This window comes from Streptococcus parasanguinis (assembly GCF_016648855.1).
Taxonomy (GTDB): Bacteria; Bacillota; Bacilli; order Lactobacillales; family Streptococcaceae; genus Streptococcus; species Streptococcus parasanguinis_L.
In genome coordinates, this window is the sequence record NZ_JACLQU010000005.1 from 14,388 (window position 1) to 26,365 (window position 11,978).

The window sequence follows — 11,978 nt, forward strand, 5'->3', positions numbered from 1 at the left end:
TAAAGAAAAAAGAAACTGATAAAAGGAGCAGTCTATGAAATACAATCAATATAGCTATCTATCTGTTGACCAAAAAGACATTCTTAAGGAACTAAAAGAAATTGGGTTTGACCTTCCCACCCACCTCCCAGAAAAAGAACTGTTTGAATGGTTTGTCCGCAAGGTTTACTTCACCTATAAAGATACAGATTATCCCCTCTCTAACCTAGTGGTGGATTCTAAAACAGACTTTTTAACGTATATCCAATCTGACTGCGAATGGTCTCCGAACATTTTTTACACAGTAGCCCTCCAATTACTCGGTTTCCGCTATTTTATTGATTTTGAAGATACGGATAGCTTCTTGAAAGAAGTCCAATTTCCGATTGAGTATGGAAACTTGGTAGAAAACCTCTATCACCTTCTCAATACTCGAACAGTAAAAGGAAATTTACTCATCGATCAGTTGGTCAGCGATGGCTTGATTCCTGAAGATAACCAGTATCACTATTTTAACGGCAAGAGCCTCGCAACCTTTACGAGCCATGATGCCATCCGCGAGGTCGTCTATGTGGAAAGTCGGGTCGATACCGACAAAGATGGTCTGCCAGACTTGGTCAAGGTCAGCATCATCCGTCCTCGCTATGAAGGCAAGATTCCAGCTGTTATGACCGCAAGTCCTTATCACCAAGGGACCAACGATAAGGCCAGCGACAAGGCCCTCTACAATATGAATGTCGACCTCGAGGTCAAAGAACCTCATACCATTCAAGTAGAAGTACCTCAATTAGAATTGGTGGATCCTGTCGGTTCAGCTGAGCTAGTCGATGAAGCTGAAGAAACTCTCACCCATATCAATTCCAGCTATACCCTCAACGACTACCTCCTTCCACGCGGCTACGCTAATCTCTACGTATCTGGAGTGGGGACAAAAGATTCGCAAGGCTTGATGACCAATGGAAATTACCAACAAATCGAAGCCTACAAGAACGTTATCGACTGGCTCAATGGCCGTTGCCGGGCCTTTACAGATCACACACGCAAACGCCAAGTCAAAGCTGATTGGTCTAATGGAAAGGTCGCAACCACCGGGATCTCTTACCTTGGAACCATGTCTAACGGCCTTGCGACCACAGGTGTGGACGGTCTTGAAGTCATCATTGCAGAGGCTGGGATCTCTTCTTGGTACAACTACTACCGCGAAAACGGCCTCGTGACAAGTCCTGGTGGCTATCCAGGTGAAGATTTCGATTCCCTTGCCGAATTGACCTACTCGCGCAACCTTCTAGGTGGAGACTATTTGCACCATAATGCAGCCCACCAAGCCGATCTAGACATCGTGAAAAAAGAGCTGGACCGCGCTTCTGGAGACTACAATCAATTCTGGCACGACCGCAATTATCTCTTACATGCTGATCAGGTGAAGGCTGAGGTGGTCTTCACTCATGGTTCGCAAGACTGGAACGTGAAACCTCTTCACGTCTTTAATATGTTCCAGGCTCTTCCAACAAGCATCAAGAAACACCTCTTCTATCACAATGGTGCCCATGTCTATCTCAACAACTGGCAATCCATTGACTTCCGCGAAAGCATGAACGCCCTCCTCTCTAAAAAATTGCTGGGCTACGATTCAAGCTATGAATTGCCTACTGTCATCTGGCAGGACAATACAGGAGAACAAAGTTGGACTTCCTTGGATGATTTTGGCAACCAAACAAATCAGCGGACCTTCTCCCTGGGAGACGACGAAAAAGTCATCCAAAACCGCTACGAGACAAAAGATTACGAGCGCTATGGCAAGGCTTATCCGACCTTCTTAACGGACCTCTACCAGGATAAGGCGCAACAGGTGACCATTGATCTTCCAATCGAAGAAGACCTACACCTCAATGGGAAAGCTCGCCTTCACCTGCGACTTTACTCCAGCACCAATAAAGGCCTGCTTTCAGCCCAACTCTTAGAGCTTGGAAGCAAGAAATACCTCCAACCCTATCCTGCTGTCTTGTCGGTCCGTACGCTGGATAACGGTCGCTACCATATGCTAGACAATTTGACTGAGTTGCCTTTCAAAGAAGCTGGCCAACGAGTCATTTCTAAAGGTTATCTCAACCTCCAAAATCGTCATGACCTCTTAGAGGTTGAGGCTGTGACGCCAGGCGAGTGGATGGAATTTGACTTTGATCTTCAACCAACCATCTACAAGCTCGAAAAAGGAGCGACCCTTCGCCTGGTCCTTTACACAACGGACTTTGAAATCACTGTGCGCGATCAAACCGATTACCAACTGACCATTGATTTAGCACAATCCAGCCTCCATCTTCCTGAAATGACAGAGACCCGCTAATCGTGGTCTCAAGGCTTGCCCTTACTCGGCTTCATTTGACAGCTTAGCCTACTTATGTTACTATCTAATAGAGTATTTCATAGAAAAAGATATTAGAGGAAGTTATGGCGATTGAAAAAACTGTCAGCGAAATTGCTGAAATTTTAGGAGTCAGCCGCCAAGCGGTCAATAACCGTGTCAAGGCGCTGGCTCCAGAAGATACCCAAAAAAACGAAAAAGGGGTTACCGTTGTAACCCGTAGTGGCTTGATCAAGCTCGAAGAAATCTACAAAAAAACTATTTTTGAAGATGAGCCAGTCAGCGATGATGTGAAGCAACGCGAATTGATGGAAATTTTGGTGGATGAAAAAAATGCTGAAATTGTCCGTCTCTACGAGCAACTCAAGGCCAAAGACGAGCAACTCGCTAAGAAAGATGAACAGTTGCGCGTGAAAGACGTTCAAATTGCTGAAAAAGATAAGCAATTGGACCAACAGCAACAATTGACCTTACAAGCAATGAACGACCGCGATACCTTGAAACTTGAACTCGAACAAGCTAATGAAAAAGTTCAAGAACAAGAAAGCAAAGGTTTCTGGGCACGCGTTTTCCGTCGATAATCCGGGGCTGGATCCTACCAGTCCCTTTTCTTTTCTACCACAGGAGATTTCCCATGAAAGCATTAGAAGATTATATCGCCTTTGATCTTGAATTTAACCAATACGAGGGGGCCTATCAGATCATCCAAGTCTCTGCCGTGCGCTTTACAAATGGTGAAGAAGTCGACCACTACGACTCCTACGTCTACACCGATAAACCTTTAAAAAGCTTTATTAACGGCCTGACCGGCATCACCCAGGACAAGATTCAAAATGCCCCACAACTAGAGCAGGTCCTCAGCGAATTCAAGGCCTTCGTTGGAGATCGGCCCTTGATCGGATACAATGCCCAGAAGAGCGATCTTCCCATCCTGCTTGAAAACGGCTTGGATTTAGGAGACCAGTACGCCGTCGATGTCTTTGACCAAGCTTTCGAACGTCGTCCATCTGACCTCCATGGCATTAAAAATCTCCAACTCCATACCGTTGCGGAATTTCTAGGAGTCGCAGGAAAATCACATGATAGCTTAGAAGATGCCCGCATGACAGCCCTGGTCTATCAACAATTCCTCGAATTTGATCAAGGCCGCACCCTCCTTGAAGAGCAAAAGAATTTATCCAACAACCCCTTCGGAGGATTGGATTTATCCGGATTATTTGATGTATAAAAAGAGAGAGTGGGACAGAAATCGGTCATTCGTTAGAATTCGATTTCGTCGTCCCACCTCCGCACAGCTGAGTAGGGCTGTAAAAGCTGATGAAATCAGCATAGTAGAGCCCACTCAACCACTGCGTCTTGCTCGACAATCTAAAAACAAGAAGAGGCTAGGACTTTTGTCCCAGCCTCTTTTTAGTTGATGAAAACTTACTTTACTTAAAATGGCAATTTCCCTGCGAACGCACCGAGTTTTTTCTTAGTCGCCGCATCAATTTCTTCAATGGCAGCATTGATGGCTTGGACCGTCATATCCGAAAGCGTTTCTGTATCTTCAGGATCGACCACTGCCGCATTGAAATCAATTGAAACGACCTTTTTATCACCTGTAAGGGTCGCGACAACCAAATCTTGAGCAGATTTTCCGACAAATTGAGTTGCAGCTAGCTCCGCTTGGCTTTGCTCCATTTGCTTTTGCAATTTTTGAGCTTGCTTCATCATATTTTGCATATTCATCATAATGTTTTCTAGATTCCTTTCGTATCAAGGGTTTAGACCCTATTGCTTAATTTTCACTGCCCACTTCTGCCCATTTTTCTAAAAATCGTCAAATGCGTTAGCGACCTCTTTTTGTTGTGATGGGAACAAATGTGAGTAGATATTTATTGTTGTATTGATAGAACTATGTCCTAGTCGTTTCATCAGTGTGAAAAAGATATAATCCTTTCCTTCTCCTCTCCTCAATCCCTGATTTATCAAAAAGGCTACATGCGAATGCCTAAAATCATGGTTTCGGATCAATTTGAAATCTTCTGGCAATCTTTTCTTGAATGACGCTCTAAAGTTAGAGACATTTGGAGCAGTCATAGGTTCCCCTGAAAATTGGAAAATCTGCAAATCATCTGTTGAATCAGTGAGCTTAGACAGCCTCTGACTTTGTACTGACTTCCAGGTTTTCAACTCATCCACAAAAGCTTTATGAATGTAGATTTCTCTATTTGATTGAGTTGTCTTTACAGATCCAATATGTGTTTTTCCATTGCGATAATAGGCTGACTTACGGATCTTAATATATCCCTCATCAAGAAAAATATCTCTCCAAGTTAAGGCAAGTGCCTCCCCCATACGAATTCCCGTAAACATGAGTACACGATATAAAAGTTTAAAAGGATATTCACTTTCTTCGAAATAGGACTCAAACTCCTTGAATTGTTCAGGAGTATAGTAGGACATTTCTTTATGCTTTTCTGGAAGTTTCCGAATAGCATCACATGGATTATCCTGTCTGAATCCTTTCGAAATAGCAATATCAAACAACTTATGAACAAAAATCATTTGTTGGTTAATATGCGTTGGTGTAAGCGTCCCACCTTTTACACTAGGCTGTTCAATTAACCAATCTCGATATTTTTTTACATCTTGAATGGTAACTGAAGACATATCAGCATTTTCAAAGAATCGCGATACATATTGGGTATAGTATGAGTTCTGAGTATCTATTGTACCTCTTTTATTTCCACGAAGCTCATCTTCTTCTTTTAACATTACATAAAGAGAGGAAATGGTGAGTTTTTTTGTATTCTGTATCTGATTTAACTTATGGATACGGTAATAAGCCTCATATTCCTCTGCTTCTTTTTTCGTTAAAAAATTAGATTTGCGGTGTCGTATACGTTTGCCAGTTAAGGAACTTTTACCATCACTAATATCAACTAGCCACAGTCCATCGTCCTGTTTTATTACCGCCATGCTATTTTTCTCCTTCAGTCATGACAGCGCTTTGAAGGTTCCCCTCAATTATATCATTTTTTAATTGTATTTGAAAACCAAGAATGGATTCAACTGTAATAATCGGTACACGTCCAATACGTTTATTCTTATACCATTCAAATCCTTCTTGTACAAGCTGGCTTTTAGCCTTTCGTATTAATTTACTAGCTTGTGTTTCAGAATATCCAATCAATTCCATTAAATCATTTTTATCTACAACTTGAATCATCTATATCTATTCCTTTCTAATGTCCTATTACATAGGTAAATTGTTTGGCAGTTTCTGCGTCAAAAGTACGGTAACTAATAATCCCTAGCCCTTTTACATTACATTCTGAGACAAGAATTGAGCCGTCAGATTTAACCTGTTCCACAAATGAAATGTGTCCGTATATTGGATCAGCTCCAGCTTGTCCAGGACTAAATGATAGAGCAGAGTGTTCTGTTGGTGTATGGGTTGTTGTGAAACCTGGCTTATTCATCCATTGACCACCATTTCCCATAAATGGATCAAAGTTGACTCCGACTTGTTTCCCACGGTTGAAGACATACCAGGTACATTGTCCCCAAGGATAGGTACTAGTGATATATCCTGTGGTATCAATAGCTGTTGTCAAACTATAACCTACAGGTATATCATTTGAAGTGACTCCTCCACCATCTCTAGTTTTTCCTGTAGTTTGTTCAGGAGCTTTTGGAGTTCCTCCATGCTCATCAATGAAGGCATCCAGTTTTTGCATGGTTTCTGCACGTCTTTTTCCTGATCCTGTGGTATCTGTGAAATAGACTCCACCATCAGTAGAAGGATTTAGAGTACCATTCGCAAATTTCTTAGCCTTGTCATCTTGGATTTTAAAGGTTTGGTTTTTATTCCCAATAATAGTTTGTTGGGTTAGTCCTACAACAGCGACTTCATCGTTGAAATGATTTGCGTATTCTGGATTGGAGTCGTAAGCACCAAAACCAAACATATTAGCTCCAGGGTTGGTTGCAACTCCAGCAGTTCCAAGAGAGCTTTCATTTAGTGCGATCGCAACAATTCCACGGACATCAAGATTAGATTTGGCTTCCCATTCTAGGAGCTTTTTCCCATTAATTCGGGTCTTATCATAGGAGATTCCTAACGTATCTAAAAAGCCGTCTAATTGCTCTGCTGTGATACCGAAGCGATGAACAAGTAAGTTGTGAGTATAGGGATCTCCATCTGACCAGTGATCCGCATATGTCACTCCATTTTGGGATTGAGGTGAGCCATTTGTTCCGCCACCTCCGACAGCTCCCATAAGGATAATGATAATGAGGACCGGTAGAAAGAGAGGAATGAGACTAGCTAATAGAAACCATTTTAGTTTTTTCATCGAATCTCCTTTCTAGTTAATGTCTTATATAAGCAGTGAACAAAACCGTCCCAAACCGCCATTTAGCATCTAAAACGACTGAATAGGACTTAACCTGTAGGATGATTTGGTCTCGCTCTTGTTCTGTGACTGGAAATAAAAGAAGGAAATCGACTGAGCGTTTTCCTTCTTGGTAGGCCTGATAAAGAGTTTCTTCAAGAACTCTTGGAAAAGAAGTTCTTGAGCGTATTTTGGTATTCATTTCATTCTCCTCTGAGTTGTTTTAAGCGTTCTGTTAATCGATCTCTTCGTTCAATATTGGCTCTTAATTTATCATCTCGTGTCATGGTTTTCCTATAAGCACGAGTGAAGGCATTGGATCCTTGGGCTTTGTACATGGCTTGAGGATCTTTATATTCCTCTAATTTGCGCTCAATACTATTAATGCGGAGTTGTTTAAATGGAGAAATCCATTCTTCTTTAAGAGTTTGGAATTCCTCGCTTGAACTTGATGTTGACTCCGCTGTGATTGGGGATTCCATTGAAGGAGTTGGTCTTTTTTCTTCAACTGGTTTAACCTTCTCAGGAATTGCCTTTGTTTTCGGAATGTTTGGTTCAGGAGTATCTGGATTTGTTGGAGTCTCAAGTGTTTCTGCCGGGAGCACTTCATCAGGTTGGTGCTCTGATTCCTTATTGGTAAAGAAAGAACCAACATTTTGGAAGTGACTCTTGGCATTCATCATCATCCCAGCTCCAAAACCAGCACCTGCTAAGGCAAAGTTTCCAAGGTGTTGAGCAGATGAAAGGCTTCTAGATGGTACTTGTGAAGCCACCTCTCTAGTCTTTGTGACCCCTTTTTCAACTTTATTTCCAATATCACTCGCAACCATACGTGCTTTAGATCCAAGAATGAATTGGATCAGCTCAGCTTTGTATTTCCATAGAAGGAAATATACGAGTCCTTTTGAGACAACTGAGATGAGTAGTTTAAATACAAGGCCGAAGATGATCAAGGATGGAAGAGTTTTAAGGATACCATCAAAGCCAGTAATGACGATATTTTCTATCATTTTTTCAATGTAGAAGACTAATAGAGTCAATAGACTCGTGATAGCTGGGAAAAGCAACCCACCAAACATGACTTTCAAGACTCCAAAAATCAGATCCTGCATTCTTGGTACAAAAGACATCAATAGCACAATCGGAAAGAGCAGGATCATCATCAAGACGAGTGTTTGAGCGATGACGTTTAACATCTGAATCAAGATAACGGGTATCGCTAATACAAAGGCTTCACAAATTTTGAAGATGACATAAAACATACGAGTGAAAATGAAATCAGGCATAGCTGAAACCCAACGGTTCTTTTCACCATCATCATTGGCTCCATTTCCTAGTTCATCCAGATATTTATTACGATCTTTCGATTTGACTGCTTTAAAGTTTCCATTCTTATCGCCTGTTCCTAATACCTTACTATCATCAAAAGTCTCTTGTTTCCCATCTTGGCTATTCTTATATTTCCCATTTTCTTGTCCAGTATTGACAAAGACATAGGCTTTATAAGATGTTTCTGCTATATAGCTATCTGCCATGGAATCGCCAATTTTAATGGATTTATTATTGCCATACTCCACCTTGATATTCGTGATATTTTTGGTGACATCTTGAGAGACATGGTTGATAGTATCGAGTAGATACAGACCACCTGATGTTCCAGCGATTGTTCCAAAGTAACCAAATCCAAGGATGAGAACTAGAAAGACATGAAGGAGAGTTCTTGAAAAAGCTCCTTTCGAAAAGAAAAACTGATAAAAGAGATAGAACGCTAGAATCAGAAGCAACATTGAAACGAGTGATTGTTTTGCGACTCCACCAGAGCTTGAACCGATGAATCCTTTCCAAATATTCATTGCTCCATTAAACACATAGTTCTTGTAGTTAGAGTAGAGATCAATCTTTTCGAGAATCCGAATTAGCAAAGAAAAGAAGCCCACCACTGCATTTAGAATGAAAAAGAAGAAGTTGACGAAAAGCTCATTAATCAGAACCCAAGCCCCGTTAAAGGAAGCGAACCCAGTAGGCTCCATGTAAGACTTGAGAGAGAAGATATCAACTCCCCTTAGTTTGTCAAAAGCTTCTTGCATGGATTCACCTCCTAACTAGCGTATTTATTTTCAAGGCTTGATGATACCGTAGCTTTCATTGGTTTTAGAAGCATATCAATATCTTCAAAGATGTTGTGTACGGAAATCATATTGAGATTGCCATACACGTCATAGTATAGGCATTGACCAGAGATCATATTGTCAATCCATTCGAGATTGCTTTCAGTGACTTCGAGATTGACATGTTTTAAGATATCTTCTCGTTCAGACTTTTCATAGAAAGCAAAGATAGTCCCAAATCCCGTTGTATCATCGTCATTTTCTGCATCATGTACAGATTGAGTAATCAGTGCCAAGGTATTGTTTTTGGAGCGTCCAATCCGACGCATATTTTTGATAACGGCTTTTCCTTCTGCGGACTTCATAAGAATCCATGCTTCATCAAAGAACTCAATAGTATCTTCATTTTCATTTCGTTCTCCAAAGTGAGTACAGAAGGCACCAAGCGCAAACATGAGGGCAATAGAATTGCGTTCATGATCTGAAATTTTTGTGGAATCGTCTTTTGGTAGTTTGAGGTTATTGACCTCTAAGATAGTCACCCGTGATTCATAGTTAAGTCCTTGAGTGGTTCCATCTGAAAAGGCTAGTTCCAAGATAGAGTTTGTGACAATTGAAGTCAGATAACGACCAACCGAAGCAATTTCAGAGGAAGTAGAGTCTCTCAGAACTTTTAGGACGTGTTTAAATCCGACCTTCTCACCAGCGACTCGTTTCTCCACAATCGCATTAATAGCTTCTGTGATAGCTGTTTTTTGATCCATCGTGACATCATCTACAGCTTGTAGTAGAAACTCAAGCATGTTTTTTGCGACCTCTACAGCTTGTTCTTTATCTAGAACGACAATAGGATCTAAAACTCCATGGTTTGATGGTAGTGAGCTATCCAGTGTCACAAAGTTAAAGTTCTCAATCTGTTTCTTGCGTTCAGGATAGAGACGTGCGAATTCAGGCGAGTTAATCACTTCTTGGTAGTGATTTCTAAGTTCACGTTTAGGGTCGATATAAAGGGTTTTAACATTTTGTAAAGCCACACTTAAAAAGATGATCTGGGCGAGAAAGGATTTTCCTTGTCCTGTTGCACCCGTAATGATGATATGCGGGTTCTTGGTAATCTTTCCAGCGATATCTTCCTTATTTCCCACTGTCGCATTGTAGAGTACAATATTCTTTGAGGAATCAATAGCTTTCTCAATATTGTCCCAACGCCCTGTCCAGTTATCTACTCGGCCGATATACCAACCGATACGGTTTCCAGAAGAGGTATTGGTGAAGGGCATGAGCTCTGAAAATCCACGAGCTGTGACCATATGTGTCCAGGTGCGAGTTTTCTTTTGAAGATTTTCTCCATAGAGCAGGGCTTGAAAGAGATAAGGTCCGTCTTGAGAGGCCTCACTGATTTCAACGCCCATATCATCAAAGTAGTTCAAAACCACTTGCCGTCTTTGACGGAGTTGGTTCACACTAGAAGCAGAGACAATCAGATAGGCTCCATATTCGATGATATCTTCCTTGTTTCCGACTTTCTTCATTAAGTCCTTTAGGGAGATAGAGCCCATGATGATCTCGTCTTGTTGGACAGTATCAGTATTTTCTGCCTCTTCCATGATGTTTCTGTAACGTGTATTCGAGCGTCCCATTCGCCCCTTGATTTTACCAGTATCAATAAATTCTGCCTTGATTCGTAGCTCTACGGGAAAGTTCAAACGTTGGATAAATTCACCTAGGTGAAAGCCGTTGAATTGAACAGGAAATTTACCTACAGGAAGAATTGTCACAAAAGAAGATCCATAAGGGCTTTCTAGCTTGAGGAAGCCACCTTTTAAGACTTTGATCAAAGTGTCTGTGATATTGAATTGAGCACGATTGGCCAGGACCTCCTTCTTGTAGTGAGGGATATAGCGAAGGTACTGCATCCGCTGGTAATAAAAGAGTTCTTCATTGGATAACCGTTTTGCCCGAAGGACAGAGAAGGCTTGGAAAATAGTGAATTCATCACTTTTATAGTCTTCATACCAAGTGGGACTTAATTCATATTCATAGCCCAGACCCTTTGCGATTTTTTCTGTGAACTCATTAAAGTTCTCATAGGCCAAGTCTTTTACTGTAGCTCCATGATTTTGTTTGCGTAAGGTCACTCCCACGACCCAATCAAACTGATAAGGGATTTCCATTTCATCTGTTAGACGATCCACTGTGTAAAGAAGCAGTTCTTCTCCTAGTTCACGACTGTCATCTGCTAGAGCATCTGAGAAGTCCCGCATTTTCTCTTCTAAGAGATAGTCTTTAGGAATCAGAGATATTTCAAAGAACTTGTTTTTCTGGAGCTTCTTCATCATTTGAGCAACCGTAATTTTGTGTTTGCCCTTTTTTTCATCATCCGTAATTGTGATGGGAGTATTTGGAATACGATAATAAGCAACGACTGTTTGATCTTTTTTGAGAGCTAGATTTTCATGTGTTTCCCTAATAGGATAGGTTAAAGTAATACTCATAGGTCCTCCTTTTCTATAAATTTGTTTTTTCAAAGACAATTTCTTCTACAGGCTCTATTCGATCTTCATGGTAGATAGCTCTTTTATTGATCTTAAAGTCCCAAAAGTAAATCAGGTAATCTCCAATAAAGACGTGCATCTTCTTACCGTGAGGCTCATATTCCGTATAGAATTTAGCTAATTTATAAGGAAGATACCAATAGAGAAGTAATGAAATTGAATGAGTGATTTTTGCGAGTGGCACAAAGATAAATCCTCCAAAGAGTAACATGGCCACAAAGACGATGATAAAAACAATGAAAAAGGACAACTGCATAGGTGTCGCAAAGTACCATAGTCGAGTGCCCTTTTTTGTCTTAATTTCTTGGATCCAATAAGGAGCATTTAGGCCCTTACTGTAATCATAAAGTCTTTCTTCATTCATACTTAAAGTCCTGATTCAATACCGAAGAGTCGTAGGAACCAGCCGACTGCTTTTAGGATATCTTGTCCTTTCGCAATTGAAACAATAACGGCATAGAAACCAACGACAGAGAAGAGTTGAAGCCAAGAACTGTTCCGCCAAGCCTTTATAGCTAATGTTACAGCAATGGCTGTCAGGATCCAAATTCCATCGCCCTGGAGGAAGGTTCGTAGATTGTCTGTATTCATA

The 11,978-nt window shown here is 41.0% G+C and carries 12 protein-coding genes; 3 read left to right on the forward strand and 9 right to left on the reverse strand.

Annotated elements, in window-relative coordinates; genetic code table 11:
* Positions 1–34 precede the first annotated feature (34 nt).
* From H7T92_RS04390 to H7T92_RS04400, 3 genes are all read left to right on the forward strand, one after another.
* Positions 35–2,323 carry a Xaa-Pro dipeptidyl-peptidase gene (locus H7T92_RS04390; RefSeq protein ID WP_049488257.1) on the forward strand — a complete coding sequence of 763 codons (2,289 nt, stop codon included), beginning with the start codon at positions 35–37 and terminating at the stop codon, positions 2,321–2,323.
* Between the two features lie 104 nt (positions 2,324–2,427).
* Positions 2,428–2,922, forward strand: a complete 495-nt coding sequence (locus H7T92_RS04395) for a DUF536 domain-containing protein (RefSeq protein ID WP_003008835.1) — start codon at positions 2,428–2,430, stop codon at positions 2,920–2,922.
* 53 nt (positions 2,923–2,975) lie between these two features.
* A complete protein-coding gene (locus tag H7T92_RS04400; RefSeq protein ID WP_201037191.1) occupies positions 2,976–3,569 on the forward strand; it encodes a 3'-5' exonuclease in 594 nt (197 codons plus the stop codon).
* A gap of 206 nt (positions 3,570–3,775) precedes the next feature.
* On the opposite strand, the gene H7T92_RS04405 is transcribed toward H7T92_RS04400, so the two are convergent.
* The 9 genes from H7T92_RS04405 to H7T92_RS04445 form a co-directional block, all read right to left on the reverse strand.
* A complete protein-coding gene (locus H7T92_RS04405; RefSeq protein WP_003005613.1) occupies positions 3,776–4,075 on the reverse strand; it encodes a YbaB/EbfC family nucleoid-associated protein in 300 nt (99 codons plus the stop codon).
* Between the two features lie 78 nt (positions 4,076–4,153).
* A complete protein-coding gene (locus H7T92_RS04410; protein WP_201037192.1) occupies positions 4,154–5,305 on the reverse strand; it encodes a site-specific integrase in 1,152 nt (383 codons plus the stop codon).
* Position 5,306: 1 nt separating this feature from the next.
* Positions 5,307–5,555 (reverse strand): DUF3173 family protein, encoded by a 249-nt coding sequence (locus H7T92_RS04415; RefSeq protein ID WP_003005186.1) that lies wholly within the window; start codon positions 5,553–5,555, stop codon positions 5,307–5,309.
* A gap of 16 nt (positions 5,556–5,571) precedes the next feature.
* Positions 5,572–6,684, reverse strand: a complete 1,113-nt coding sequence (locus H7T92_RS04420) for a CHAP domain-containing protein (RefSeq protein WP_201037193.1) — start codon at positions 6,682–6,684, stop codon at positions 5,572–5,574.
* Between the two features lie 16 nt (positions 6,685–6,700).
* Complete coding sequence (locus tag H7T92_RS04425; protein ID WP_125402214.1) at positions 6,701–6,925, reverse strand: hypothetical protein; 225 nt, start codon at positions 6,923–6,925, stop codon at positions 6,701–6,703.
* Position 6,926: 1 nt separating this feature from the next.
* Positions 6,927–8,810, reverse strand: a complete 1,884-nt coding sequence (locus H7T92_RS04430; RefSeq protein WP_201037194.1) for a conjugal transfer protein — start codon at positions 8,808–8,810, stop codon at positions 6,927–6,929.
* Between the two features lie 11 nt (positions 8,811–8,821).
* Positions 8,822–11,326 (reverse strand): ATP-binding protein, encoded by a 2,505-nt coding sequence (locus tag H7T92_RS04435; RefSeq protein ID WP_201037195.1) that lies wholly within the window; start codon positions 11,324–11,326, stop codon positions 8,822–8,824.
* Positions 11,327–11,339: 13 nt separating this feature from the next.
* Complete coding sequence (locus H7T92_RS04440) at positions 11,340–11,750, reverse strand: conjugal transfer protein (protein ID WP_201037196.1); 411 nt, start codon at positions 11,748–11,750, stop codon at positions 11,340–11,342.
* 2 nt (positions 11,751–11,752) lie between these two features.
* Positions 11,753–11,977: a TcpD family membrane protein gene (locus tag H7T92_RS04445; protein ID WP_201037197.1), complete on the reverse strand. Its 225-nt coding sequence runs from the start codon at positions 11,975–11,977 to the stop codon at positions 11,753–11,755.
* Position 11,978 lies beyond the last annotated feature (1 nt).